This window comes from Massilia consociata (assembly GCF_042432755.1).
In the GTDB taxonomy this organism is placed as follows: domain Bacteria; phylum Pseudomonadota; class Gammaproteobacteria; order Burkholderiales; family Burkholderiaceae_D; genus Telluria; species Telluria consociata.
Map to the genome: position 1 here is coordinate 41203 of NZ_JBHLWP010000022.1, position 25442 is coordinate 66644.

Below are 25442 nucleotides of genomic sequence, written 5' to 3' on the forward strand. Positions count from 1 at the left end.
CGGTGGCGTGGCAGCTTCCGAATCGCAGCCTGTCGAGACGTAGATTGGACCACCTGCGCAAAACCTGGGCACCGGCCTTCGCCGGTGCCCAGGTTTTGCGGCAGCATTCCATCCAGACCACGTCACGGCGGCGACCACCGCATCCGCCTGTCCCCCCTGAAACGCTGGATCGCCGCATTCACCATTCCCTCGACGCTGCCGTCGCGTTCGAAATAGCCGCGCAGCTGCGCCGCATCGCTTCCCCCGCGCGCCGCCGCGGCCAGGTGCTCCAGTGCCTCGACGCTGCCCAGCGCCTGCGCATGCGGCATCATCATTTCCAGCGTCGCCAGGATGTCGTCGCGCAGCGGCACGTTCTCGTAGGTCTTCGGATGCGTGATCGACCCCTCCAGCCCGAAGCGGCAGGCCTGGAAGCGGTTGTAGTTGTAGACGAGGTAATCGTCCTCGACGGGTGGAGCTTCCGCGCGCGTGAGCAGGTGGCGGCACAAGGCCTGCAGGTAGGCTGCGATCGCCGCGGCGCGCTCCACGGTCAGCGGCGTGTCGCACACGCGCAGCTCGATGGTGCCGTATTCCGGCTTGGGCCGCAGGTCCCAGTAAAAATCCTTCATGCTCTTGATGATGTTGGTGCGCTCCATCTTGGCGAAGTACACGTCGGTGAACTCCCGCCAGGTGAGGACGAAGGGCGCGCGCCCGCTCATCGGGAAGGCGAACACGGAATTCAGGCGTGCCGAGTCGAAGCCGCTGTCGTGCCCCTGCACGAAAGGGGACGAGGCCGACAGTGCGATGAAGTGCGGCAGGTAGCGGTTCAGCGCATGCAGCAGGTAGAGCGCATCGTCGCCGTTGGCGCAGCCGATGTGTACGTGCTGCCCGAACACCGTGAACTGCTTGGCCAGGTAGCCGTACAGCTGCGACAGGTATTCGTAGCGCGGCTTGGCGGAGATCTTCTGCTCCGACCAGTGCTGGAACGGATGCGTGCCGCCGCCCGCGATGCCGACGTTGAGCACGTCGCCGGCCGCAACCAGGGTGTCGCGGATCTCGAGCAGCTGCGCCAGCAGCGGTCCGTACGACGAGTGCACGCTCGAGTTAATCTCGATCATGCTCTCGGTGATCTCGGGCGTCACGTTTCCGGGGAAGGGCTTGCGCTTCAGGAGGTGCAGCAGGTCGGGCGCCGCCGCCGTCAGGTTGAAGTCGGACAGGCTGACCAGCTGCAGTTCCAGCTCGACCCCGAAGGTGAGCGGCTGGGACGAAGTAAAGGCTTCAAGTGGCATGGGGATGCTCCGGCGCCTCGGTTGCGGATTCGGTTGCCGATTCACGTGCCCACACGAGTGCGCGCTGGATGATGACCGGACCGAAGACCTCCAGCAGCATCGTCACCGCCGCCATCGCGCGCAGCTCCTCGACCACGTGCACGCCGGCATGGCGCGCATGCTCGATCAGGAGGATGACGAACACGGACAGCGGCGCCAGGCCGATCCCCGTCAGCGCACCCTTGCGCCACGAGACGCCGGACAGGTGCGCGAAGGCGGTCACGCCGAGCAGCTTGGTCACGAGCCGCACCAGCACCACGCTGACGGCCAGTGCGCTGCCCACGGCGATCTGCTCCCAGTTGAGCGTGGACGCAGCGTAGACGAACAGCAGCACCGTCAGCAGTTCGCCGAGCGCGCCGAAGTTGCGCTGCGCCTGGCTGAACGCGAGGCGGCGGTGGCGCGCGGTCAGGCCGAAGGCCAGCGCCGCCACATAGGGCGAGAGCGCTCCCGCATCGCAGATCGCCACCAGCAGCACCACGGCCAGCGCAAAGGCGACGGTGGCATCCTGGCGCGGGTGGCCGATCGCGCGCAGCAGGGCCGGCACCGCCACGCCGAAGACGGCGCCGACGAGCGCGGAACCGGCCAGCATCACGAGGCTCTGCCAGATCGCGTCGGCGACGTCGTCGTAGGTATGGAAGATCCAGAAGCCGATGACGGCATTGAACGCGAACACCGCCAGCACGCAGTTCAGCGCCGTCAGGTGCAGCACGCGCTCGGTTACCTGCCCCGAGCTGCGCTGCTCGTTGATGATGCGCACCACGGTGGCGGGCGAGGTGCCCATCGAGAGCGCGGCCATCATCAGCGCGACCAGCTGCGTGGTGCCGAAGGCGATGGCGACCAGGTACACCGCCACGAAGGTCAGCAGGGCTTCAGCCAGGCCCGCCGCGCCGATCCAGGGATTGATGCGCAGCCAGCGCAGGTTGATGCGGTAGCCGAGCTCGAACAGGATGAGGCCGAAGGCGATGTCGGCCAGCAGGGCGACCGGTCCGGCGTCGGGCAGCGGCAGCACGCCGGCCTGCGAATACGCCAGGGCGAAGCCGACCAGTCCGTAGAAGCTGATGCGGGGCAGGCCGGTCCAGCGCTGCCCGAATTCGCCGGCCAGCCAGGCAATGGCGAGCGCGAGCGGCCACGCAAGGCTGGTCAGGATGGGCAGCAAATCCGGCATCGGCTTCCTCTCGTAGGGTGGACGGCTATGCCGTCCGCGCGTTCAAATCACCACCACACTGTGGACACGCATGCCTCCGTTGGACGCGCGGCCGGCGGAGCCGGCCACCATAGGCGTGGTCTTTTTGCCAATTCTACAAGAGGGTAGCGTGCGCACGTTTGAGCCGCCCGCCCCATGTCGCTGTAGGAGCGCGCCTATTTCGAGAGCAGACGCATGGCCCGCTCCAGCCCGTCGAGGGTGATCGGAAACATACGGTGATTCATGATCTGCTTGATGACGGCGATCGACTGGCGGTACTGCCACAGGTTTTCCGGCTCCGGATTGAGCCAGGCGAACTTGGGAAACGTACTGGTGAAGCGCGCCAGCCAGGCGGCGCCGGCTTCCTCGTTGTTGTACTCGACCGAGCCGCCCGGCGCCAGCACCTCGTAGGGGCTCATGGTGGCGTCGCCCACGAAGATGACGCGGGTGTCGGGCGGGTAGGTGCGCAGCACGTCCCAGGTCGGGAAGCGCTCGCTGTGGCGGCGCCGGTTGTTCTTCCACAGGTAGTCGTAGACGCAGTTGTGGAAGTAATAGAACTCCATGTTCTTGAATTCGCTTTTCGCCGCCGAGAACAGTTCCTCGACCCGCTCGATATGGTCGTCCATGCTGCCGCCGACGTCGAGCAGCATCACCACCTTGATGCGGTTCTTGCGCTCGGGCTGCATGCGGATGTCGAGGTAGCCGGCGTTGCTGGCGGTGGCGCGGATGGTGTCGTCCAGCGCCAGTTCCTCGGCAGCGCCGGTGCGCGCGAAGCGGCGCAGGCGGCGCAGCGCCACCTTGATGTTGCGGGTGCCGAGTTCGCGCTCGTCGTCGTAGTCGCGGTAGCTGCGCTGCTCCCACACTTTCACGGCCGTGCGGTTGCGGCTTTGTCCGCCGATGCGGATGCCTTCCGGGTTGGTGCCGCCGTTCCCGAAGGGAGACGTGCCGCCGGTGCCGATCCATTTGTTGCCGCCTTCGTGCCGCCCTTTCTGTTCCTTCAACAGTTCTTCCAGCCGCTGCTGCAGCTTGTCGTAGCCGAGCTTTTCCAGCGCCGCCTTCTGCTCCGGCGTGAGTTCGCGCTCGAAGCGTTTCAGCAGCCAGTCGAGCGGAATGTCGGCCTTCTCGTCGAACACCGCGTTCACGCCGTGGAAATAGGCGCCGAAGGCGCGGTCGAACTTGTCGAAGTGGGCCTCGTCCTTCACCAGGGTCAGGCGCGCGAGGTAATAGAACTCGTCGAGCGAGGGCAGGATCACCTGGCGCTGCATCGCCTCCAGCAAGGTCAGGAATTCCTTGATCGTGACCGGGACTTTCGCGTCGCGCAGCGTATAGAAGAAATCGATCAACATAGGATTAGCTGCAGGCCTGGCCCCGCGCGTGCCGCTCCAGCCGGTCGTGCAGGCTGCGCTTGATGGCGGGCCACTCGCTGCGCAGGATGCTGTACATGACGGTATCGCGCGGCGTGCCGTCGCGGCGCACGGTGTGATGGCGGATGGTGCCGTCCTTCCTGGCGCCCAGGCGCTCGATGGCGGCCTGCGAGGCGAGGTTCTCGCCGTCGGTGCGCAGGCCCACCACCGCGCAGCCGAGCGTGTCGAAGGCGTGCGAGAGCAGGAGCAGCTTGCAGCTGGTATTCACGTGGGTGCGCTGCGCCCGTTTCGCATACCAGGTGTAGCCGATCTCCACCCGGTCCGCTGCCGGGACGATGTCGTGGTAGCTGGTGGTGCCCAGCAGGGTACGGCTCGATGCGTCGATGACGGCGAAGGCGACGCGGTCGCGCGTGTCGAGCGCGGCGCCGATGTACTGGCCGGCGTTGTACGGCTCCGGCACGCTGGTCACGCGCAGGTTCCACAGCTCGCCGTCCATCGCGGCCGCGCGCAGGCCGTCCTCGTGGTGCGGCGCCAGCGGTTCCAGGCGCAGCCCGTTGAACTCGAGCGTGGCAGGCAGCACCTTGATCATCGGTTCATCCTGGACATGGTGACGAGGCGCTCGAACAGGTGCACGTCCTGTTCGTTCTTGAGCAGCGCGCCGTGCAGCGGCGGCACGATGGCACGGCTATCCTGGCTGCGCAGTGCTTCGGCCGGGATGTCCTCGGCCAGCAGCAGTTTCAACCAATCCAGGAATTCCGAGGTCGACGGCTTCTTCTTGATGCCGGCGACGTCGCGCAGCTCGTAGAAGCTCTGCAGCGCAGCGGCCAGCAGGTCCTGCTTCAGGGTCGGGAAGTGCACCTTGACGATGTCGGCCATCGTGTCCCGGTCCGGGAACTTGATGTAATGGAAGAAGCAGCGGCGCAGGAAAGCGTCCGGCAGTTCCTTCTCGTTGTTCGAGGTGATGATCACCAGCGGGCGGTGCCTGGCCACCACCATCTCGCGCGTCTCGTAGACGTAGAACTCCATGCGGTCGAGTTCGCGCAGCAGGTCGTTCGGGAATTCGATGTCGGCCTTGTCGATCTCGTCGATGAGCAGCACGACGGGTTCCGGCGCCGTGAAGGCCTGCCACAGCACGCCCTTGACGATGTAGTTGTGGATGTCGCGCACGCGCTCGTCGCCCAGCTGCGAATCGCGCAGGCGCGACACCGCGTCGTACTCGTACAGGCCCTGCTGCGCCTTGGTGGTGGACTTCACGTGCCACTGCAGCAGCGGCATGTCCAGGGCGGCTGCCACTTCTTCGGCCAGCATGGTCTTGCCGGTGCCCGGTTCGCCCTTGATCAGGAGCGGACGGCCGAGCGTCAACGCGGCGTTGACGGCCAGTTTCAGGTCGGCGGTGGCGACGTAGTTGTCGCTGCCTTCGAAGCGGTGGGGAGCGTGCATGGGCGGCGTGTAAATGGTGAAGAAATGGCGTCGAGTATATGCCAGAATGACCGTGCTGGAGGCTGCGCGCGTTTGTAGACTGGTGTCAACTCTTCAGATAGAATCGACAGGTTGGTAGACCATTTGCTAACTTTTTGTGCGTTTGCGGTATTCGAATTACAACTAACGAGCCACACCCATGAAAAAATCCTTAGCACTACTGGTACTGGCCGCGTTCGCCGGTACCGCGGCCGCGGCGGAAGTTGTCGGCAATCCCAAGGCGGCACCCAGCAAGATCGAAATGTGCATCGGCTGCCACGGCATCCCGGGCTACAAGGCGGCATTCCCCGAGGTCTACCAGGTACCGAAGATCGGCGGCCAGTCCGCCAAGTACATCGAAGCGGCGCTGCATGCCTATAAGAAGGGCGACCGCAAGCATCCGTCGATGCGCGGCATCGCCGCCAGCCTGAGCGACCAGGACATCGCCGACGTCGCCGCGTACTACGCGCAGCAGACTCCCGCCAACGCCAAGCGCTAAGGACAGACCATGAAGAACCTGATCTCCGCGCTCGTGTTCGGCGCCTTCTGCTGCAGTGTCTCCACCGCCGTTGCCGCCGCCGACGTGGCCAAGGGCGAAGCGCTGGCCAAGAAGTACAACTGCGCCTCCTGCCACGGCGCCGACTACAACAAGCCGATCGACCCGAGCTACCCGAAGCTGGCCGGCCAGCACGCCGACTACCTGGCCCAGTCGCTGCGCGCCTACAAGCGCGGCGCCGGCGCCAACGGCCGCGTCAACCCGATCATGGCCGGCCAGGTGCAGCCGCTGTCGAACCAGGACATGGCCGACATCGCCGCTTACCTGGCAAGCCTGCCGACGCAGCTGGTCGTCAGCAAGTAAGCGACAAACAACACGCAACCGGCCTGGGGCTGGTAAACTGCGATCCCCCCCGTCCGGGCAACCGGCGGGGGATTTTGTTTTTAGTGCTGTGCCGTCGTCAAGCGGTGCAAGCACGCGCAGCGGCTGCGCACAGGATTTGGATTTTCGCCTGCGCGGGAATGACGTGCAAAAGGAGCGGGCCGCCAGCCAAGCTCTCCGGCCACTACCCTTGATATGTCGTTCCGGCGAAGGCCGGAACCCAATTCCATCGCGCCGCCACCCGCTTTGGCGTGCACCATGAAGGTGCCATCGCCCCCTGTTGTCGATTGTTTATCCGGAAACTCATGTCGTCCTTCTCGCCCACCCACCTCAAGACCAACCTGCTCAGCGGCCTGACCGTCGCCCTCGCGCTCGTGCCCGAGGCCATCGCCTTCGCCCTGGTGGCGCAGGTCTCGCCGCTCACCGGCCTGTATGCCGCGGTGCTGGTGTCCTTCATTACGTCGGCCTTCGGCGGCCGTCCGGGCATGATCTCGGCCGCGGCCGGGTCGCTGGCGGTGGTGATGGTGGCGCTGGTGGTGCAGCACGGGGCGCAGTACCTGTTCGCGGCCGTGGTGCTGATGGGCGTGCTGCAGCTGCTGTTCGCCGCCGCGCGGCTCGGCAAGTTCATCCGCATGGTGCCGCACCCGGTGATGCTCGGTTTCGTCAACGGACTCGCGCTGGTGATCTTCGTGGCGCAGTTCGGCCACTTCAAGACGCCGGATCCGGATGGCAGCATGCAATGGATGGCGGGCGCCGAACTGGTGACGATGCTGGCCATCGTGGCGGCGACGCTGGCGGTCATCTACGTCACGCCGCGCTTCACGAAGGCCGTCCCCTCGACCCTGGTCGGCATCCTGCTGGCCACTGCCGGCTGCGCCCTGTTCGGCATCGAGACCAAGACCGTGGGCGACCTCGGCTCGATCGCCGGCGGCCTGCCGTCGTTTGCGGTGCCCGAAGTGCCGTGGAACCTGGAGACGCTGCGCATCGTCTTCCCGTATGCGCTGGTGCTGGCCGGCGTCGGCCTGATCGAGTCGCTGCTGACCCTGACGCTGATCGACGAGATCACCGATACGCGCGGCCAGCCGAACCGCGAATGCCTGGCGCTGGGCGCCTCCAACGTGGTCACCGGCTTTTTCGGCGGCATGGGCGGCTGCGCGCTGATCGGCCAGAGCATGATCAACGTGAACAGCGGCGGCACCGGGCGCCTGTCGGGCATCGTGGCCTCCCTGGCCCTGCTGTCGTTCATCCTGGTGGGCTCGCAGTGGATCGAGCAGATCCCGCTGGCGGCGCTGATCGGCGTGATGTTCTTCGTCTGCGAAAAGACCTTCGAGTGGGGCACCTTCCGCCTGTTCGGCAAGGTGCCGCGCGCCGATGCCCTGGTGATCGTGCTGGTGGCCGGCCTCACGCTGGCCTTCGACCTGGCGGTGGCGGTGCTGGCCGGGGTGATCGTCTCGGCCCTGGTGTTCGCCTGGCAGCATGCCAGGCAGATCCGCGTCGCCACCGGCGTGGACGGACAGGGCTGGAAGGTCTACGACCTGGAAGGCACGCTGTTCTTCGCCTCGGTGAGCGGTTTCCAATCCCTTTTCACGCCGAAGCAGGACCCGCAGGACGTGGTGATCGAGTTCCGCCGCGCGCGCGTGGCCGACCACTCGGCGATCCAGGCGATCGACGCGCTGGCCGAGCGCTACCGCGCGCTGGGCAAGCGCCTGCACCTGCGCCACCTCAGCCCCGACTGCCGCGAGGTGCTGGAGAAGGCGAAGGACATGATCGAGGTGAACCTGCTGGAAGACCCGCGCTACCGGGTGGCGGACGACAAACTGGGTTGAAGCGGTAAAACGATACAAAAAATGCGGCATGTGCCGCATTTTTGTATCACTTCCTGGCGCTGCGCGGTCAGCGCGCCGCGCGTCGCCGCACGCAGTCGATATACGCCTCGGTATCCGGCGGCACGCCGTTGCGCTGCGAGGTCCAGATCATCTCGCCGAGGCATTCCATGATCTCGTGGTGGGCGTCATGCTCGCCGCGCCTGGCCACCAGCGCATCGTGCGCGGCCTTGATGCCGCGCGGCTGGTCGATCGACACCTGCTCGGCGATCGACAGGTGCATCGACAGGTGCAGGAAGGGGTTCGGCTTGCCGCCTTCGACCGAATAGTCGCGCGCGATCGCCGCTTCGACGTCCTCGAGCTCTTCAAGGTATTCCGGGTGCTGGACGATCCAGTCGGCCGCGATGGCGTCCATCGGGGTCAGGATCTCGCCGTTGCGCTGCTTGCGCAGGGCTTCGCAGAAAAAGCGGCGCACGTCGTGGGAAGACGGTGTGAACATGGCTGGGGAAGGTAGAGAATGCAGTAAGAAAACGCGGTAGAAGCGGCGGTAGAAGCGGCAGGAACCCGGCATTGTAGCGCGTCGGGGCGCCGTGCGCTTTCAGGCGCTGCGCCCGGCACCGTCCGCTACCCGGGCAAGCCATCGGTATTGTTGCTGTTGCATGCTTGGACGGCAAGCTGTCCGCGGACGGCGGCAGGACGGCGGAAGCAGGGCAAAAGGAAGCGTCCGGCAATCCAGGATGGATGCCGGTGCAGGCGGAAGAAAATCGGGATGGAAAAGCCTGGCTGCCTCATCCCGAGTATTGCGGCCTTACTTGTCCGGCGCCAGCAGCAGCGATTCCGGTGCGCCCGAGGCCGTCGTGGCCACGGCCGCAGTGGCTGCCGCCGTCAGCGCGGACGGCTGCTGGGCCGGCTTACCGCCGCCCTGCGCGCGCCCGTGCGGCTGGCGCAGGTAGCGGGCGCTGTGGCGGCGCTCGCCGTGCCCGCCGTTGCCGCCCTTGGCCGGCCAGGTGATGAAGCGCGACAGCTCCTGCAGCGCGCGCTGGTAGACATCGCGCTTGAACTCGATGACCACGTCCAGCGGCACCCAGTAGTCGTGCCAGCGCCAGGCATCGAACTCGGGATGGTCGGTCAGGCGCAGGTTGACGTCGTTGTCGCGCGCGATCATGCGCAACAGGAACCAGATCTGCTTCTGGCCGCGGTAGTGCCCGCGGATCTCGCGCTTGATGAAGTGATCGGGCACTTCATAGCGCAGCCAGTCGCGGGTGCGGCCCACGATCTTGACGTGCTCCTGGCGCAAGCCGATTTCTTCCTCGAGCTCGCGGTACATCGCCTGTTCCGGCGTCTCGCCGTATTTGATACCCCCTTGCGGAAACTGCCACGAGTGCTCGCGCACCCGCTTGCCCCACCACACCTCGTTGTTAGCGTTCAGCAGGATGATGCCGACGTTGGGGCGGAACCCTTCACGATCGAGCATAAGTGCACCTCGAAACTTTCTGCCGGCCGTACGATCCTTGTATTTTTATCCACAGTGCCGTGCTTACCCGCCTTGCATGCAAGCTGCCGGCGAAGCGGGTGCTGCGTGTTCCGGACCCATTTGTAGAAAGATTGGACGCATCAGCCAGCTAATCCTTTAAAATTAGGTCGATTATAACTCTCTCTTTTTAAAAAGAATTCACGGATATGCGCGCCTCACGATTTTTTATTTCAACTCTTAAAGAAGCGCCTTCCGACGCGGAAATCGTCAGCCACCAGTTGATGATGCGCGCCGGGATGATCAAGCGCCTCGGCTCGGGCATCTACACCTACATGCCGACCGGCCTGCGCGTCATCCGCAAGGTGGAGAACATCATCCGCGAAGAGATGAACCGTGCCGGCGCGATCGAACTCCTGATGCCGCTCGTGCAGCCGGCCGAACTGTGGCAGGAGACCGGCCGCTGGGACAAGATGGGCCCGGAATTGATGCGCGTCAAGGACCGCCATGGCCGCGAGTTCGCCATCCAGCCAACCTCGGAAGAAGTCGTCACCGACGTCGTGCGCAGCGAACTCAAGTCGTACCGCCAGCTGCCGATCAACTTCTATCACATCCAGACCAAGTTCCGCGACGAGCGCCGCCCGCGCTTCGGCCTGATGCGCGGCCGCGAATTCACGATGAAGGACGCCTATTCCTTCGACCGCGACGTCGAAGGCATGCAGAAGTCGTACGCGACCATGTTCGACGCCTACACCAGGATCTTCACCCGCTTCGGTTTGAAGTTCCGCGCGGTGGCGGCCGACAACGGCGCCATCGGCGGCACCGGTTCGCATGAATTCCACGTCATCGCCAGCACCGGCGAGGACGCGCTGGTGTACTGCCCGGACTCCGACTACGCGGCCAACATCGAAGCGGCCGAAGCGCTGGCCACCGGCGAGCGCGGCGCGGCCACGCAGCAGCTGGCCAAGACCTCGACCCCGGGCAAGACCAAGTGCGAGGCCGTCGCCGAATTGTTGAACATTCCGCTGCAGCACCACGTCAAGAGCATTGCCCTGACCGTCGAGAACGAAGGCAAGAAGCGCTACTTCCTGCTGCTGCTGCGCGCCGACCACGAGCTCAACGAGATCAAGGTGAGCAAGGTAGCGGGCCTGAAGGAGTTCCGCTTCTCGACCGAAGCCGAAATCGTGGAAGCCTACGGCACCGTGCCGGGTTACCTGGGCCCGATCGGTACCAAGCTGCCGGTCACCGTGGTTGCCGACCGCACCGTCGCCAACATGGCCGATTTCGTCTGCGGCGCCAACGAGCTTGATTATCACTACACCGGCGCCAACTGGGGCCGCGATTGCGCCGAGCCGATCGTTGCCGACCTGCGCAACGTGGTCGAAGGCGACGCCTCGCCGGACGGCAAGGGTGTGCTGGCGATCGAGCGCGGCATCGAGGTGGGCCACGTGTTCCAGCTCGGCACCGCATACTCGGAAGCGATGGGCGCCACCTTCCTCGACGAAGCCGGCAAGCCGGCCCCGCTGCAGATGGGCTGCTACGGCATCGGCGTGACCCGCATCCTGGGCGCGGCCATCGAGCAGAACTACGACGACAAGGGCATCATCTGGCCGGACGCCATCGCGCCGTTCGAGCTGGCGCTGTGTCCGATGGGCCTGGATCGCAGCGAGATGGTCAAGGAACAAACCGAGAAGCTGTACGCCGAGCTGCTGGCCGCTGGTGTCGACGTGATCGTCGACGACCGCGGCCTGCGTCCGGGCGCGATGTTTGCCGACTGGGAGCTGATCGGCGTGCCGCACCGCGTCGTGATCGGCGAGCGCGGCCTCAAGGAAGGCAACCTGGAATACCAGGGCCGTCGCGACGAAGCCGCTACCAGCGTGCCGGTCGGCGACATGGTCGCCTTCATCAAGGGCAAGCTGGGCAAGTGAACCTGGCTGTGCTGATTTCCTGGGCCGCGAGTGCGCTGCTCGCCGCCGGCTTGCTGTTCGGTGCGCTGTTCAGTGGGCCGGCGCATGCGGGCAACCAGAAGGAAGAGGCGCTGGCCGACTCGGTCCGCCTCGCCCTGGCCAACGCCATCAACGACAGCCGGCCGCCGAAGCCGGTGCTGCGCGACGAGGCGGCGCGCGCCCGTTACCAGGCCTGGTTCGAGGAGATGTCGCGCCGCCTGGCCAAGCGCATCCCCGACGAACTGTCGCGCACCGAGTTCCTCGAATCGGTGTGGTACGAATCGGCCCGCGCCGGGCTCGACCCGGGCCTGGTGCTGGGGCTGATCCAGGTGGAATCGGCCTATCGCAAGTACGCGATCTCGATCGCCGGCGCGCGCGGCTACATGCAGGTGATGCCGTTCTGGACCAAGGTGATCGGCGACAGCGACCGCCGCAAGCTGTTCCACATGCAGACCAACCTGCGCTACGGCTGCTCGATCCTGCGCATGTACATCGACATGGAGAAGGGCAACCTCTACCTGGCACTGGGCCGCTACAACGGCAGCCGCGGCAAGCCGAAGTATCCCAACGCCGTGCTGGCGGCGTGGAAGAAGTGGGAATTCAAGCCCGCCACGTAATTGCGCCAACAATCCCGCAACATATGGATCTGCCATATGCACTTGGCAAGGTGTAGACTTCCCGCTTTCCGAACGTAGAGGTCCCCATGCGATTGTCCACCCTCGCCAGCGCCGCAGTCCTGCTCGCGCTGGCCGGCTGTGCGGCCGTGCCGCCCGCCACCCAGCCCCTCGCGGCGCAGCAGGCTCCGGTCGAGCAGCGCGCGAAAAACGTGATCTTCTTCCTCGGCGACGGCATGGGCCTCAACACCCTGACCGCCGCGCGCATCTTCCACGCCGGCGAAGAAGGCCAGCTCACCATCGACCGCCTGCCCGAATCGGCCTTCGTGAAGACCTTCTCGAACGACGCGATGGTCACCGACAGCGCCGCCTCGATGGCCGCCTACATGACCGGCGTAAAGCACAACAACGGCGTGGTCTCGATGTCGGCCGGCACGCGTTCGGTCTCACCGGGCAAGGACGCCAACGGCAACAACCTGGTCGACCGCTGCACGGACGGCGGCGAGAACGGTTCGCCCGCGACCACGCTGCTGGAACTGGCCAAGCGGCGCGGCATGGCGACGGGCGTGGTGACCAACACCAGCGTCACCGACGCCACCCCGGCCTCGACCTACGGCCATGCCTGCCACCGCAAACTGGAGACCGATCTCGCCGCCGCGCTGGTGCCGGGCGGCGCCGGTTTCAACGCGGCGCTCGGGCCGCGCGGCATCGACGTCATGTTCGGCGGCGGCGCCCAGTTCTTCACGCCGTACACGCGCGGCGGCAAGCGCGCCGATGGCCGCGACCTGCTGGCGGAACTGCAGGCGCAGGGCTTCCGCGTGGCCCGGGATGCGGCCGGCTTCAATGCGCTGGCGCCGGGGGCGCAGGGCCCGGCCATTGGCCTGTTCGCGCCCAACCACATGGACTACGACGCCGTGCGCAACCCGGCGCAGCAGCCCAGCCTGACCGAGATGACGCGCAAGGCCATCGACCTGCTGGCGCCGCACGCGGGTAGCCAGGGCAAGGGCTTCTTCCTGGTCGTCGAGGGAGGCCTGATCGACCACGCGCTGCACGCCACGCTCGGAAAACGCGCACTGCAGGAAACCGTGTCCTACAACGACGCCATGCAGGCGGCGCTCGACAAGATGGAAGCGCTCGACCCGGGCCTGAAGAATACCCTGGTCGTCGCCACCGCCGACCATGACCATACGCTGCTCCTGAACGGCTACACCGTCCGCACCGGCAAGACCACGCCGACCAACCCGGGCGTGCTGGGCCTGGTGCGCAACGCCGACGGCAGCCCCAAGCTGGACAAGGAAGGCCGTCCGTTCACGATCATCGGCTTCGGCACCGGCGAGAACCGCACCAACGGCAGCCGTGCATCGAAGCCGGCACTCACCGACGAGATCGTGACGCGCGACGACTACCACCAGGAAGCCGTGGTGCGTACGCGCACCGGCGCCGAGACGCACGGCGGCACCGACGTCTACCTCGGCGCCGCCGGCGCCGGCTCGGAACTGTTCCGCGGGACCATCGACAACACCCGCGTCTTCAGCCTGATCAAGACCGCAGCCGGCCTGTGAGCCTTTAGGAGACCACATGAAACAAGCATTTCTGAAACGCCGGCTCCCGATGCTGCTGGCCGCCTGTGCGTTCAGCACGTCCGCCATGGCCGCCCCGCAGGCCAAGAACATCATCTTCTTCCTCGGCGACGGCATGGGCCCGACCACCATCACCGCCGCGCGCATCTTCAAGCACGGCGAGGATGGCCTGCTGAACTTCGAGCGGCTCGAGCGCACCGCGCGCATCAAGACCTATTCGAACGATTTCCAGACCACCGACAGCGCGCCCTCGATGGGCGCCTACATGACGGGCGTGAAGATCAACCAGGACGGCATCTCGATGAAGGACGCGCGCGCCATCGACCCCGAACGCGACGCACGCGGCAACCGCACGATCGACAAGTGCGGCGGGAACAACGGCCTGGTGGTCCCGACCATCCTCGAACTGGCCAAGGCGCGCGGCAAGGCCGTGGGGGCGGTGACGACCACCGAGCTGACCCACGCCACGCCGGCCTCGACCTTCTCGCACGTATGCCACCGCGACGCGGCCTACACCATCGCGCGCCAGATCGTGCCGGGCGGCGAGGGCTACAACAAGGCGCTGGGCGACGGCGTCGATGTCCTGATGGGCGGCGGGCGCCACCACTTCACGCCCTGGGACAAGACCGCCAACCCGAAGGGCCGTGCCGACGGGCGCGACCTGATGTCCGAATTCGCCGCCCAGGGCTATGCGGTCGGGAACACCCGTGCCGACATGATGTCGGCGCGCCCGGGCCGCAAGTTCGTCGGCATCTTCAGCAAGGACGACCACCTGGATTATTCGCTGGCGCGCCGTCCGGAACAGCCGACCCTGACCGAAATGGCGCTGAAGGCGATCGAACTGCTGTCGAAGGACCCGGACGGCTTCTTCCTGATGGTCGAAGGCGGCAAGATCGACCACGCGCTGCACGACACCAACGCCAAGAACGCGCTGGCCGACACGGTGGCCTTCGATGAAGCGATCCAGGCCGCGATCGACCGCATGCGCACGATCGATCCGGGGCTGGAAAACACCCTGATCGTCGTCACGGCGGACCACGACCACACCATGGTGCTGAACGGCTATCCGAAGCGCGGCAGCAAGGTGCTCGACATCGTGCACGACTATGCCACCGGCGAGCCGAAGAAGGACGCCGACGGCAAGACCTTCACGGCGCTCGTATTCGGCAACGGCAAGGTGCGTCCGGACGTGCGGGCCGACGTGGACAGCGCCACGGCGCAGGGCGACCGCTACCAGCAGGAGGCGGGCGTGCGTACGGTGTACGAGTCGCACGGCGGCGGGGACGTGAAGCTGTATGCGACGGGCGCAGGTTCGGCGCCGTTCAAGGGGACGATGGAGAATACGCAGGTATTCCACCTGATGAAGGCGGCGGCGGGGTTGTGACCGAGTTTGTGATCCCCCGCGAAGGCGGGGGATCCAGGTTGCCGGATACTCGCCCGGCACCCCAAAAACAAAAAGCCCCGGCATCCCGGGGCTTTCCGCATGTAAGGCTACTGGACAGCCGGCCAGCGCTTACTTCAGGTGGTCCGAAATCAGCTTGGTCATTTCGAACATCGAGACCTGCGCCTTGCCACCGAAGACGGCTTTCAGCTTGTCGTCGGCGTTGATCATGCGGCGGTTCTCGGCGTCCTGCAGGTTTTCTTTCTTGATGTAGTCCCAGACCTTCTTGGTGACTTCGGTGCGTGGCAGCGGCTTGTTGCCGACCACTGCTGCCAGTTCGCCCGACGGGGTCATCTCTTTCATGAAAGCGGCATTCGGCTTGCGTGCTGCAGCCGGTTTGGCGGCGGGTTTCGCTGCTGCTTTTGCTGGCGCTGCTTTTTTTGCTGCAGGCTTGGCCGCCGCAGCCGGCTTGGCAGCGGCTTTCTTGGCTGGCGCTGCGGTGGATTTTTTGGCTGTTGCCATCTTCGAGCCTCCTAAAACGATCACAGGGAAAGTTGCGTTATTGACGCACCGGCTTATATTGGTGGCCTTTTACTGTTCGTGCAAGTCTTTTTCGAAATTTTTTCATTCTTATAAGCCCCGAAATGCGAGCTACCGCACACTACGGATGCTTCCAATGAAAAAAGCGGGCGCACGGGCGTAAAAAAACCGCGCAAGACCAGTGCCCGCGCGGTTTTTTCGCCGAAGCGCAAGCGCCCGGCGCATCGATCAGCGCAGTCCCGGCATCATGCCTTTCATCCCGCGCATCATCTTCATCAGGCCACCGCCTTTGAGCTTTTTCATCATGGTCTGCATCTGCTCGAACTGGTTCAGCATGCGGTTCACTTCCTGCACCTGCACGCCGGCGCCGGCCGCGATGCGGCGCTTGCGGTTGGCCTTGATCAGTTCGGGCTTGGCGCGCTCGCCAGGGGTCATCGAGTCGATGATGCCGACCATGCGGCGCACCTGCTTCTCGGCCTGGTCCATGTTGGCGCCGGCCGCGGCCTGCTGGAACTGCGCCGGCAGCTTGTCGAGCAGGCCCGACATGCCGCCCATCTTCTTCATTTGCGTGAGTTGCGCCTTGAAGTCGTTCATGTCGAACTTGCCGCCGCCCTTGATCTTGTTGGCCAGCTCGGTTGCGGCCTCGGCGTCCACGCCCTTGCGCGCCTCTTCCACCAGCGCCAGGATGTCGCCCATGCCCAGCACGCGGTTGGCCATGCGCGTCGGATCGAAGGCTTCCAGGCCGTCCAGCTTCTCGGACACGCCGGCGAACTTGATCGGCTTGCCGGTCACATGGCGCACCGACAGGGCCGCGCCGCCGCGCGAGTCGCCATCGAGCTTGGTCAAGACCACGCCGGTCAGCGGCAGGGCGTCGTTGAAGGCCTTGGCGGTGTTGATCGCATCCTGGCCGAGCATGGCGTCGACCACGAACAGGGTCTCGACCGGCTTGACGGCGGCGTGCACCGCGGCGATCTCCTGCATCATGGCTTCGTCGATGCCGAGGCGGCCGGCGGTGTCGATGATCAGGACGTCGTGGTAGTGCTTCTTGGCCCAGTCCAGCGCATTCTTCGCGATGTCGACCGGCTTGTCCGACGCGGATGAAGGGAAGAAGTCGGCGCCGACCTGCTTGGTGACGGACTCCAGCTGCGCGATCGCGGCAGGGCGGTAGACGTCGGCCGAAACGGTCAGGACCTTCTTTTTCTTCTGCTCCTTGAGGTACTTGGCCAGCTTGCCGGTGGTGGTGGTTTTACCCACACCCTGCAGGCCCGCCATCAGGATGATCGCCGGCGGCTGCTGGGCGAAGGACAGCTGGGTGGCGTCCGGGCCGAGGTCGGCCCCCATCAGGGCGGCCAGCTCGCGCTGCACCACCCCGACCAGGGCCTGGCCCGGGCTGAGCGAGCCGATCACTTCTTCGCCCAGTGCCTTTTCCTTCACTTTGGCGATGAATTCGCGCACCGCAGGCAGCGCCACGTCGGCTTCGAGCAGGGCCATGCGCACTTCGCGCAGCATTTCGGCGGTATTCGCCTCGGTAAGGCGCGCCTCGCCGCGCATGGTCTTGACGACCTTGGCGAGGCGTTGGGTCAGGTTATCTAGCATGTCTGCGTCTTCGGAAAAACTTCAGGAAAATGGATGCTGCAGCCCGGTCGATGGCGCCAGGGCTGCGGAGGAAACCAGCATTTTACCTTAGTGCGGCCGCGCCGAACCGCCGTGACTGCCACACTGTTGCAAGTCGTCGGTCAGCCTGCGGCTGGCTTGGTCCCCGGGCGTCACCTTGCGCCAGCGCAAGCTGCAGGACGAGCTGTTGCGCATCTGGTCCGAGCTCAGGAAGACCATCCTGTTCCTCACCCACAGCATCGAGGAGGCGGTCTGCCTGGCCGGCCGTATCGTCGTGATGACCTAGCGGCCGGCACGCTCAAGCGCGAGCTGGCGATGCTGGTGATGGAGGAGCAGCAACGGCAGCATACGGATGAATCGAGGATGGCGGCGGATCGACGGCCTGGCCAGCCATTCGCCCTCCAATAGTCCTTGCTGGCCTTACTGGCAAAGGAGGGCTGCCACCACCATTTCCCGATGGTGTAGACTCTTATTATGCAGAACTCCCTCTTCCTCGCCGCGGCCCTGCTGTACGCGGTGTGCGCCCTGCTGCCGTCGCACCGGGGCGCCGTCATTTCCGGCGTCACCGCCGTGGCCTGGGCGGTGCATGGCGCCGCGCTCGCGCTCGACGTCGTCACGCCGGGCCGGCTGCGGGTCGGCTTCGCCATCATGCTCTCGAGCGCGCTGTGGGTCTCGGTGGCTGCGTACTGGCTCGAGAACCGCAACTTCGCGCTCGACGGCATGCGCCGCCTCGTGATGCCGTTCGCCTTCGTGGCGAGCCTGCTGCCCGCCATCTTCCCGGGCAGCCTGTTGCCCGTGCAGGGACAGTCGGCTGCCTTCGGCTGGCATGTCGCGGTGGCCGTGCTGGCCTACAGCACCCTGACCATCGCCGCCTTCCACGCGGTGCTGATGGCGCTGCAGGAAACGCGGCTGCATGGGCGCGCCACCGCCGGCGGCGGCTGGCTCGGCAACGCGCTCGACCAGCTGCCGGCGCTGCTGACCATGGAAAAACTGCTGTTTCGCGTGATCTGGATCGGCTTCATCCTGCTCAGCCTCACCGTGCTGTCGGGGATCGTGTTCTCCGAACAGCTGTTCGGCCGCGCGCTGCCCCTCGACCACAAGAGCGTGTTCGCGCTGCTGTCGTGGCTGCTGTTCGCCGCGCTGCTGGCCGGGCGCCGCTGGCAGGGCTGGCGCGGCAAGACCGCGCTGCGTTTCACGCTGGCCGGCTTCGCCACGCTGGCGCTGGCCTATGTCGGCAGCCGCTTCGTGCTCGAAGTCGTCCTGAACAGGGGAGTGGCATGATGCGCATCCTGTTCTGGATCGCCCTCATCATCCTGGTGGGGTTTGCCGTGCGCGCCAAGCTGCGCAAGCTGGTCGCGCGCCACGAAGCGTCGCTGCGCGAGCAGATGCACGAGCAGCAGGGCCAGCAGCCTGGCCGGCAGGCGCCGAAGGAAATCGAAACCATGACGCAGTGCGCGCACTGCGGCGTGTACTTCCCGGCCTCCGAAGCGGTGCACGCCGACGGCCACGACTACTGCTCGCCGGGCCACGTGCGCCTGCCGCCGCGGTAAACGGCCGATGCTGCGGCCGAAGCTGCTCCCGCCGGCGCTGTCCCGCCAGGCGCGCGCGACCCTGTGGCGCTCGCTCCAGACCTTCACCATCACCCGCATCGTCATCGCGCTGGTGCTGTTGCTGTACCTGGGTGTGAACATCACCGAAGGCGGCGTGCGCGCCGACACCTACCATGCCGGCACCTGCCTGTTCTACCTGGCGGCGGCGCTGGTGTTTGCCGCCCTCGGCACCCGGTGGAAGCGCCGCTTCCTGGCGCAGCTGGCGTGCCAGGTCGCGCTCGACCTGGCCGTGATTTCGCTGCTCTACCTGGCCGCCGGCGGCATGCGCAGCGGACTGGCGATCCTGTACCTGTTCCCGCTGGCAGGCGCCGCGATCCTGGCGCCCCTGACGCTGGCGCTGTTCTCGAGCGCGCTCGCCACGCTGTTCCTGCTCGCCGAAAGCACCTGGCAGGTGTTCATGCTCGACCGCCAGCCGCCGCTGATGCAGGCAGGCCTGTACGGCGCCGCCTTCTTCGCCGGCGTGCTGCTGGTGAACCGGCTTGCCGCGCGCCTGATCAAGCAGGAGGAACTGGCGGCGCAGCGCGGTACCGACCTGCGCATCCAGCAGCTGATCAACGGGATCGTCATCGCCGACGTGGGCGACGGCATCCTGGTCGTGGGCGATGATGGCGTGGTGTTTACCGGCAACCCGGCGGCGCGGCGCATGCTCGGCTTCGACGGCGAAGTGGCGGGTTTTCGCCTTGGCGAGGCGCCCGGCATGGAACCGGTGGCCCAGGCCTTCGGCGCCTGGCTGCGGGCGCCGGTGGAAGAAGCGGCCTTCGTCACCGTCAAGCCCTACCACGAGAGCGCGGGCCTGCTGCGCGGCCGGCGCGACGAGCCGGTGCACCTGAAGCTGCGCTTCGCGCGGGTCGATACCGCGGGCGTGGGGGACGGGCGCAGCGTCGTGTTCATGCAGGACGTGAGCGCCATCGAAAACCAGGCGCAGCAGCTCAAGCTGGCGTCGATGGGGCGCCTCACCGCCAGCATCGCGCACGAGGTGCGCAACCCGCTGTCGGCGATCGGCCACGCCACCGCGCTGCTGGCCGAGGACCTGCACGGCCCGGCCGAGGTGCGGCTGCTGAAGATCATCGGCGACAACGTCACGCGCGTGAACCGCATGGTCGAGGACATCCTGCAGCTGTCGCGCAAGGTGCAGCTGAACGGCGAACCCTTGCTGCTGGCGGCTTTCCTGGCCGAGCTGAAGCTCGAATTCTGCGAAACCCACGGCCTGGCCGGTGATATAGTCCATATAGGCGATGCCGGCGCCAGCGCGGTGCGCTTCGACCCGCTGCACCTGCACGAAGTGCTGCTCAACCTGCTGGGCAACGCGATCCGCTACGCCAGCAGGGAACCGGCCAGCATCCGCATCTTCCCCGCGCGCGACGCCGCCGGGCGCATCGAGCTGCACGTGCAGGACGACGGCCCGGGCATCACGCCGGAAGTGCGCGCGCACCTGTTCGAGCCGTTCTACACGACTTCGAGCAAGGGCACCGGCCTGGGCCTGTACCTGGCGCGCGAGCTGTGCCTGAACAACGATGCGAAGCTCGATTACGAATACCGCTTCGACGCCCCCACACCGGGACCGCGCAAGGCGAGCGGGCGCTTCGTCATCAGCTTCGCGCAACCGGCCCAGGATGGCTGCCCTATATAGACGAATGGTGAAGGAACCATGACCGCACCCCGCATCCTCGTGGTCGACGACGAAGCCGACCTGCGCGAACTGCTCGAGATCACCCTGCTCAAGATGGGGCTCGACGTCGACAGCGCGGCCACGTTGCGCCAGGCGCGCGGCCTGGTCGAGGAGCACGACTACGCGCTGATCCTGACCGACATGCGCCTGCCCGACGGACTGGGGCTGGAGCTGGTGCGTGAAGTCAACGCCTCGCCCCGCCACAAGGCGACACCGATCGCCGTCATCACCGCCTACGGCAGCGCCGAGAACGCGGTGGTCGCGCTCAAGGCCGGCGCCTTCGACTACATCTCCAAGCCGGTGGCGCTCGATGCGCTGCGCGTGATGGTGCGCTCGGCCCTGAAGCTGCTCGATGCCCCGGCGGCGCGCCAGGACGGCAGCATGCCGGGCTCGCGCATGATCGGCGACTCGCCCGCGATGCAGTCGCTGCGCGCCCAGATCGGGCGCCTGGCCCGCTCCAACGCGCCGATTTCCATCACCGGCGAATCGGGCAGCGGCAAGGAGCTCGCCGCGCGCGAGATCCACGCCCGAAGTTCGCGCGCGGGCAAGCCTTTCGTGGCGGTGAACTGCGGCGCCATCCCCGAGACGCTGATGGAAGCCGAGTTCTTCGGCTACCGCAAGGGCGCCTTCACCGGTGCGGCCGAGGAGCGCGAGGGCTTCTTCCAGGCGGCCAACGGCGGCACCCTGATGCTCGACGAGGTGGCCGACCTGCCGCTGCCGATGCAGGTCAAGCTGCTGCGCGCGATCCAGGAGCGGCGCGTGCGCAAGATCGGCGCCACCAATGAGGAACCGGTGGACGTGCGCATCATCAGCGCCACCCACCAGGACCTGGCGAAGTGCGTCGAGCAGGGCCGGTTCAGGCAGGACCTGTTCTACCGGCTGAATGTGATCGAGCTGTCGCTGCCGCCGCTGCGAGAGCGCCTGGACGACCTGGCGCCGCTGGTGGACGCGATCCTGGCGCGCCTGGCCGGGCCGGGGCAGGCCGCGCTCGGGCCGGGCGTGCTCGACGCGCTGCGCGCGTATTCCTTCCCTGGGAATATCCGCGAGCTGGAGAACGTGCTGGAGCGCGCGCTCGCGTTCGCGAACGACGGCGTGATCGAAGTCGGAGACCTGTCGCTGAAGGCGGCGCGCCCGGGCGAAGCCGCTGCGCGTGAGCCGGAAGCGGCCGTGGCGCCGGTCCAGGCACCTGCGCCTGCGGCCGAAGCGGCGCAGTCCCCTGTACCGGCGCCCGCGCAGGCGGCAGCGCGTCCCGGCATGCTCGGGCCGGACGAGCTGCCCAGCAACCTGCCGGAATACCTGATCCAGGTCGAGCGGGACATCATCGGGCGCGCCTTGCAGCAGACCCAGTTCAACCGCACGCAGGCGGCGGCGCTGCTCGGGATCAGCGTGCGGCAGTTGCGCTACCAGATGCAGAAGCTCGAGATCAGCGCGCCGGATGATACCGCCTGATCGTATCTCTACCTTCCACCGTCGCTCGTGCCTTCATGTTGTCTTTTCGCCAGTGCAAAATCTACAAGTAGCATGCACCGCGCATCGCACTGATGAAGCTTTATGCAGCGCTGCCGAGCAAGTTGGCGCTTACTCACCGGAATTTCCGCGTCGTTTGGCTGAACCCCGCTTGTCAAGCCCGTCCGCTAAAAAAAACAGAAAAAATTGAGAAGTTATTCACTTGCCGTGACTTGGGTCAGGCACTACAATTAGTCTCATCTCAACGTCGAACACTAGATATAGTGGTAGTGGTCTTAAGGCAACTAGCTCGATGAGGCTTAAGACCCGACGTGAAGCTTGCTCTGCAAGCCACTGATTCAACAGCGATTTTCTACCCTGCGTATCTGGTTGCCAGCAAGGCTTTCCGGCTGGCGGGGTATCGCTTTGCCCTAATTACGGCAGGACCGGCTGCCAATCCTGGAGGCTCCATGCAAACAGCACAAGACATTTCGATCAATCCGCACGTCACCCCAGGAGCGTCGGCCAATGCCACGCCCGCAGAGATCGTCGCACGTGGTGACTACCGGGTCATCCGCCGTAACGGCGCCGTCGTGGCCTTCGAGCCGCACAAGATCTCGGTCGCCATGACCAAGGCCTTCCTCGCCGTCGCCGGCGGGCAGGGCGCGGCGTCGGCGCGCATCCGCGAACTGGTGGAACAGCTGACCGGCAACGTCGTGGCCGCGCTGGTGCGCCGCCAGCCGAACGGCGGCACCTTCCACATCGAAGACGTGCAGGACCAGGTCGAACTGTCGCTGATGCGCTCGGGCGAGCATGACGTCGCGCGCGAATACGTGCTGTACCGCGCCAAGCGCATGGAAGAGCGCAAGGCCGCCAAGGCAGCCGCTGGTGGCACCCCGGTCGCCGCGCCGCAGATCCACGTGGTCGACGGCGGCCAGCGCCGCCCGCTGGACATCAACGACGTCCACGCCCTCGTGAACGCCGCCTGCTCGGGCCTGGAAAAGCACGTCGACGCCGACGCCATCGTCGCCGAGACCCTCAAGAACCTGTACGACGGCGTGCCGGTCGAGGAACTGCACAAGTCGGCCATCCTGGCCGCCCGCGCCCTGATGGAAAAAGACCCGGCCTACAGCCAGGTCACCGCGCGCATCCTGCTGCACACCATCCGCAAGGAAGTCTTCGGCAAGGAAGTGCCGCAGGCCGCCGCCGCCGCCGAATACATCACCTATTTCCCGCAGTACGTCGCCAAGGGCATCCAGAACGAACTGCTGGACGAGGCGCTGGGCACCTACGACCTCGAGCGCCTGGCCAAGGCCATCAATGCCGACCGCGACCTGCAGTTCGGCTACATCGGCCTGCAGACCCTGTACGACCGCTACTTCCTGCACGTGCGCGAAACCCGCATCGAGATGCCGCAGGCCTTCTACATGCGCGTCGCGATGGGCCTGGCCCTGCGCGAAGCCGACCGCGAAGCGCGCGCCATCGAGTTCTACAACCTGCTGTCGTCGTTCGATTTCATGAGCTCGACCCCGACCCTGTTCAACTCGGGCACCCGTCGCTCGCAGCTGTCGTCATGCTACCTGACCACCGTCGGCGACGACCTGGAAGGCATCTACGACGCCATCAAGGAAAACGCGCTGCTGTCGAAGTTCGCAGGCGGCCTGGGCAACGACTGGACCCCGGTCCGTGCGCTGGGCTCGCGCATCAAGGGCACCAACGGCAAGTCGCAGGGCGTGGTGCCGTTCCTGAAGGTGGTGAACGACACCGCCGTGGCGGTGAACCAGGGCGGCAAGCGCAAGGGCGCGGTCTGCGCCTACCTGGAAACCTGGCACATGGACATCGAGGAGTTCCTCGACCTGCGCAAGAACACTGGCGACGACCGCCGCCGCACCCACGACATGAACACCGCGAACTGGATTCCGGACCTGTTCATGAAGCGCGTGATGGAGAAGGGCCATTGGAGCCTGTTCTCGCCGAGCGAAACCCCGGACCTGCACGACAAGGTCGGCAAGGCCTTCGAAGAAGCGTACGTCGCCTACGAAGCCAAGGCCGCGCGCGGCGAAATGACCGTGTACAAGAAGGTCGAAGCGCTCGACCTGTGGCGCAAGATGCTGTCGATGCTGTTCGAGACCGGCCACCCGTGGATCACCTTCAAGGATCCGTGCAACATCCGCTCGCCGCAGCAGCACATCGGCGTGGTGCACTCGTCGAACCTGTGCACCGAGATCACGCTGAACACCAGCGCCGACGAGATCGCCGTCTGCAACCTGGGCTCGGTGAACCTGCCGCAGCACATGAAGGGCGACGGGCTGGACCACGTCAAGCTGCAGAAGACCATCCGCACCGCGATGCGCATGCTGGACAACGTCATCGACATCAACTACTACGCCGTGGACAAGGCGCGCAACTCGAACCTGCGCCACCGCCCGGTGGGCATGGGCATCATGGGCCACCAGGACTGCCTGCACATGATGCGCGTGCCGTTCGCCTCGGATAAAGCCGTGGAATTCGCCGACCGCTCGATGGAAGCCGTCTGCTACTACGCCTACCTGGCATCGACCGAGCTGGCCGAGGAGCGTGGCCGCTACGAGACCTACGAAGGTTCGCTGTGGGACCGCGGCATCCTGCCGCAGGACTCGATCAAGCTGCTGGCGGAAGAACGCGGCGGCTACCTGGAGCAGGACACCAGCGAATCGATGGACTGGACCGTGGTGCGCGAGCGCATCAAGCAGTTCGGCATGCGTAACTCGAACTGCGTGGCGATCGCCCCGACCGCGACGATCTCGAACATCATCGGCGTGTCGGCCTGCATCGAGCCGACCTTCCAGAACCTGTACGTGAAGTCGAACCTGTCGGGCGAATTCACCGAGATTAACTCGTACCTGGTGCGCGACCTGAAGGCACGCGACCTGTGGGACGAAGTCATGATCGCCGACCTGAAGTACTTCGACGGTTCGCTCTCCAAGATCGACCGCGTGCCGCAAGACCTGCGCGACATCTACGCCACCGCGTTCGAAGTCGAGCCGAAGTGGCTGGTCGAGCAGGCATCGCGCCGCCAGAAGTGGATCGACCAGGCCCAGTCGCTGAACATCTACATGGCCGGCGCCTCGGGCAAGAAGCTGGACGAGACGTATAAACTGGCATGGCTGCGCGGCCTGAAGACCACCTACTACCTGCGCACCATCGCCGCGACGCACATGGAGAAGTCGACCACCCGCACCGGCGCCCTGAACGCGGTGCCGGTCTCGGGCGGCCTGTCGGCCGGCCACGCCGCGCCTGCCGCGGCAGCCCCGGCAGCCGCAGCGCCGGCAGCAGCGGATGTGGTGGAAGGCGCCGCCTGCTACCTGCGTCCGGGCGACGCCGGCTTCGACGAGTGCGAAGCCTGCCAGTAAGCCAGTAAAAAAGGGGCGAGCACACTACCAAGTGTCCTTGCCCCGCTATCCGTAAAACCGTCATTCCCGCGAAGGCGGGAATCCAAGTTCGCAGCGCATCGCTGAGGCTGGAGTCCACCCATGACTGACGACCACCCTGAATATTACGGCCCCATCGAACGAGGAGGCCA

Annotated in this window: 21 protein-coding genes and 1 pseudogene; 13 read left to right on the forward strand and 9 right to left on the reverse strand. The window is 65.9% G+C overall.

Translation table 11 applies throughout. The annotated features are described in order from the left end of the window. Nucleotides 1-122: 122 nt before the first annotated feature. From ACFFJK_RS20720 to ACFFJK_RS20740, 5 genes are all read right to left on the reverse strand, one after another. On the reverse strand, nt 123-1265 hold the full coding sequence (locus tag ACFFJK_RS20720; protein ID WP_379681571.1) for a YbdK family carboxylate-amine ligase: 1143 nt from the start codon (nt 1263-1265) through the stop codon (nt 123-125). Continuing rightward, nucleotides 1255-2469 (reverse strand): cation:proton antiporter, encoded by a 1215-nt coding sequence (locus ACFFJK_RS20725; protein WP_379681572.1) that lies wholly within the window; start codon nt 2467-2469, stop codon nt 1255-1257. The genes ACFFJK_RS20720 and ACFFJK_RS20725 overlap by 11 nt, the downstream gene beginning before the upstream one ends. A gap of 194 nt (nt 2470-2663) precedes the next feature. Continuing rightward, entirely contained in the window at nt 2664-3833 is a 1170-nt protein-coding gene (locus tag ACFFJK_RS20730; RefSeq protein ID WP_379681573.1) for a vWA domain-containing protein, read from the reverse strand. 4 nt (nt 3834-3837) lie between these two features. After that, a complete protein-coding gene (locus tag ACFFJK_RS20735) occupies nt 3838-4440 on the reverse strand; it encodes a GNAT family N-acetyltransferase (RefSeq protein ID WP_379681574.1) in 603 nt (200 codons plus the stop codon). Further along, a complete protein-coding gene (locus ACFFJK_RS20740) occupies nt 4437-5291 on the reverse strand; it encodes an AAA family ATPase (RefSeq protein WP_379681575.1) in 855 nt (284 codons plus the stop codon). Before ACFFJK_RS20740 ends, ACFFJK_RS20735 begins: the two co-directional genes overlap by 4 nt. 178 nt (nt 5292-5469) lie before the next feature. Here ACFFJK_RS20740 and ACFFJK_RS20745 point away from each other — a divergent pair, with 178 nt between their 5' ends. The 3 genes from ACFFJK_RS20745 to ACFFJK_RS20755 all read left to right on the forward strand — a co-directional run bounded on the left by ACFFJK_RS20745 (nt 5470) and on the right by ACFFJK_RS20755 (nt 8012). Continuing rightward, a complete protein-coding gene (locus tag ACFFJK_RS20745) occupies nt 5470-5808 on the forward strand; it encodes a c-type cytochrome (protein ID WP_379681576.1) in 339 nt (112 codons plus the stop codon). A 9-nt stretch (nt 5809-5817) separates the two neighbouring features. After that, the gene (locus ACFFJK_RS20750; RefSeq protein ID WP_379681577.1) at nt 5818-6168 is read left to right on the forward strand and encodes a c-type cytochrome; all 351 of its coding nucleotides are present in this window, start codon (nt 5818-5820) and stop codon (nt 6166-6168) included. Between the two features lie 323 nt (nt 6169-6491). Next, the gene (locus tag ACFFJK_RS20755) at nt 6492-8012 is read left to right on the forward strand and encodes a SulP family inorganic anion transporter (protein ID WP_379681578.1); all 1521 of its coding nucleotides are present in this window, start codon (nt 6492-6494) and stop codon (nt 8010-8012) included. Between the two features lie 67 nt (nt 8013-8079). Here ACFFJK_RS20755 and ACFFJK_RS20760 read toward each other — a convergent pair whose 3' ends face one another. Together ACFFJK_RS20760 and ACFFJK_RS20765 are read right to left on the reverse strand one after the other, a co-directional pair. Then, nucleotides 8080-8508 carry a DUF1841 family protein gene (locus ACFFJK_RS20760; protein ID WP_379681579.1) on the reverse strand — a complete coding sequence of 143 codons (429 nt, stop codon included), beginning with the start codon at nt 8506-8508 and terminating at the stop codon, nt 8080-8082. A gap of 309 nt (nt 8509-8817) precedes the next feature. After that, nucleotides 8818-9483, reverse strand: a complete 666-nt coding sequence (locus ACFFJK_RS20765; protein ID WP_379681580.1) for an RNA pyrophosphohydrolase — start codon at nt 9481-9483, stop codon at nt 8818-8820. 206 nt (nt 9484-9689) lie between these two features. Here ACFFJK_RS20765 and ACFFJK_RS20770 point away from each other — a divergent pair, with 206 nt between their 5' ends. The 4 genes from ACFFJK_RS20770 to ACFFJK_RS20785 all read left to right on the forward strand — a co-directional run bounded on the left by ACFFJK_RS20770 (nt 9690) and on the right by ACFFJK_RS20785 (nt 15004). After that, nucleotides 9690-11408 carry a proline--tRNA ligase gene (locus tag ACFFJK_RS20770; protein WP_379681581.1) on the forward strand — a complete coding sequence of 573 codons (1719 nt, stop codon included), beginning with the start codon at nt 9690-9692 and terminating at the stop codon, nt 11406-11408. 35 nt (nt 11409-11443) lie between these two features. After that, the gene (locus ACFFJK_RS20775) at nt 11444-12043 is read left to right on the forward strand and encodes a lytic transglycosylase domain-containing protein (protein WP_379681697.1); all 600 of its coding nucleotides are present in this window, start codon (nt 11444-11446) and stop codon (nt 12041-12043) included. Nucleotides 12044-12129: 86 nt separating this feature from the next. Then, the gene (locus tag ACFFJK_RS20780) at nt 12130-13602 is read left to right on the forward strand and encodes an alkaline phosphatase (RefSeq protein WP_379681582.1); all 1473 of its coding nucleotides are present in this window, start codon (nt 12130-12132) and stop codon (nt 13600-13602) included. A gap of 16 nt (nt 13603-13618) precedes the next feature. Then, a complete protein-coding gene (locus tag ACFFJK_RS20785) occupies nt 13619-15004 on the forward strand; it encodes an alkaline phosphatase (protein WP_379681583.1) in 1386 nt (461 codons plus the stop codon). Between the two features lie 129 nt (nt 15005-15133). Here the strand turns inward: ACFFJK_RS20785 and ACFFJK_RS20790 are convergent, their stop codons facing one another. Together ACFFJK_RS20790 and ffh are read right to left on the reverse strand one after the other, a co-directional pair. Continuing rightward, on the reverse strand, nt 15134-15523 hold the full coding sequence (locus ACFFJK_RS20790) for an SWIB/MDM2 domain-containing protein (RefSeq protein ID WP_379681584.1): 390 nt from the start codon (nt 15521-15523) through the stop codon (nt 15134-15136). A gap of 246 nt (nt 15524-15769) precedes the next feature. Continuing rightward, nucleotides 15770-17137, reverse strand: coding sequence for a signal recognition particle protein (gene ffh / locus ACFFJK_RS20795; protein WP_379681585.1), 1368 nt, complete (start codon nt 17135-17137; stop codon nt 15770-15772). A 175-nt stretch (nt 17138-17312) separates the two neighbouring features. Here ffh and ACFFJK_RS20800 point away from each other — a divergent pair. The 6 genes and pseudogenes from ACFFJK_RS20800 to ACFFJK_RS20825 form a co-directional block, all read left to right on the forward strand. Further along, nucleotides 17313-17563, forward strand: a pseudogene (locus tag ACFFJK_RS20800) (hypothetical protein); the annotation flags it as partial. 66 nt (nt 17564-17629) lie between these two features. Next, nucleotides 17630-18436 carry a cytochrome C assembly family protein gene (locus tag ACFFJK_RS20805; RefSeq protein WP_379681586.1) on the forward strand — a complete coding sequence of 269 codons (807 nt, stop codon included), beginning with the start codon at nt 17630-17632 and terminating at the stop codon, nt 18434-18436. Next, nucleotides 18436-18705: a PP0621 family protein gene (locus ACFFJK_RS20810; RefSeq protein ID WP_379681698.1), complete on the forward strand. Its 270-nt coding sequence runs from the start codon at nt 18436-18438 to the stop codon at nt 18703-18705. Before ACFFJK_RS20805 ends, ACFFJK_RS20810 begins: the two co-directional genes overlap by 1 nt. A 7-nt stretch (nt 18706-18712) precedes the next feature. After that, nucleotides 18713-20395 (forward strand): sensor histidine kinase, encoded by a 1683-nt coding sequence (locus ACFFJK_RS20815; protein ID WP_379681587.1) that lies wholly within the window; start codon nt 18713-18715, stop codon nt 20393-20395. An 18-nt stretch (nt 20396-20413) separates the two neighbouring features. Then, a complete protein-coding gene (locus ACFFJK_RS20820; RefSeq protein ID WP_379681588.1) occupies nt 20414-21883 on the forward strand; it encodes a sigma-54-dependent transcriptional regulator in 1470 nt (489 codons plus the stop codon). 467 nt (nt 21884-22350) lie between these two features. After that, the gene (locus tag ACFFJK_RS20825) at nt 22351-25272 is read left to right on the forward strand and encodes a ribonucleoside-diphosphate reductase subunit alpha (RefSeq protein ID WP_379681589.1); all 2922 of its coding nucleotides are present in this window, start codon (nt 22351-22353) and stop codon (nt 25270-25272) included. Nucleotides 25273-25442 lie beyond the last annotated feature (170 nt).

Coding starts and splice junctions, on each gene's coding strand:
- ACFFJK_RS20740 (WP_379681575.1), bottom strand. CDS start 5,291: ATGCACGCTCCCCACCGCTTCGAAGGCAGCGACAACTACGTCGCCACC.
- ACFFJK_RS20730 (WP_379681573.1), bottom strand. CDS start 3,833: ATGTTGATCGATTTCTTCTATACGCTGCGCGACGCGAAAGTCCCGGTC.
- ACFFJK_RS20815 (WP_379681587.1), top strand. CDS start 18,713: ATGCTGCGGCCGAAGCTGCTCCCGCCGGCGCTGTCCCGCCAGGCGCGC.
- ACFFJK_RS20825 (WP_379681589.1), top strand. CDS start 22,351: ATGCAAACAGCACAAGACATTTCGATCAATCCGCACGTCACCCCAGGA.
- ffh (WP_379681585.1), bottom strand. CDS start 17,137: ATGCTAGATAACCTGACCCAACGCCTCGCCAAGGTCGTCAAGACCATG.
- ACFFJK_RS20805 (WP_379681586.1), top strand. CDS start 17,630: ATGCAGAACTCCCTCTTCCTCGCCGCGGCCCTGCTGTACGCGGTGTGC.
- ACFFJK_RS20745 (WP_379681576.1), top strand. CDS start 5,470: ATGAAAAAATCCTTAGCACTACTGGTACTGGCCGCGTTCGCCGGTACC.
- ACFFJK_RS20765 (WP_379681580.1), bottom strand. CDS start 9,483: ATGCTCGATCGTGAAGGGTTCCGCCCCAACGTCGGCATCATCCTGCTG.
- ACFFJK_RS20720 (WP_379681571.1), bottom strand. CDS start 1,265: ATGCCACTTGAAGCCTTTACTTCGTCCCAGCCGCTCACCTTCGGGGTC.
- ACFFJK_RS20725 (WP_379681572.1), bottom strand. CDS start 2,469: ATGCCGGATTTGCTGCCCATCCTGACCAGCCTTGCGTGGCCGCTCGCG.
- ACFFJK_RS20790 (WP_379681584.1), bottom strand. CDS start 15,523: ATGGCAACAGCCAAAAAATCCACCGCAGCGCCAGCCAAGAAAGCCGCT.
- ACFFJK_RS20820 (WP_379681588.1), top strand. CDS start 20,414: ATGACCGCACCCCGCATCCTCGTGGTCGACGACGAAGCCGACCTGCGC.
- ACFFJK_RS20760 (WP_379681579.1), bottom strand. CDS start 8,508: ATGTTCACACCGTCTTCCCACGACGTGCGCCGCTTTTTCTGCGAAGCC.
- ACFFJK_RS20755 (WP_379681578.1), top strand. CDS start 6,492: ATGTCGTCCTTCTCGCCCACCCACCTCAAGACCAACCTGCTCAGCGGC.
- ACFFJK_RS20770 (WP_379681581.1), top strand. CDS start 9,690: ATGCGCGCCTCACGATTTTTTATTTCAACTCTTAAAGAAGCGCCTTCC.
- ACFFJK_RS20750 (WP_379681577.1), top strand. CDS start 5,818: ATGAAGAACCTGATCTCCGCGCTCGTGTTCGGCGCCTTCTGCTGCAGT.
- ACFFJK_RS20810 (WP_379681698.1), top strand. CDS start 18,436: ATGCGCATCCTGTTCTGGATCGCCCTCATCATCCTGGTGGGGTTTGCC.
- ACFFJK_RS20785 (WP_379681583.1), top strand. CDS start 13,619: ATGAAACAAGCATTTCTGAAACGCCGGCTCCCGATGCTGCTGGCCGCC.
- ACFFJK_RS20735 (WP_379681574.1), bottom strand. CDS start 4,440: ATGATCAAGGTGCTGCCTGCCACGCTCGAGTTCAACGGGCTGCGCCTG.
- ACFFJK_RS20780 (WP_379681582.1), top strand. CDS start 12,130: ATGCGATTGTCCACCCTCGCCAGCGCCGCAGTCCTGCTCGCGCTGGCC.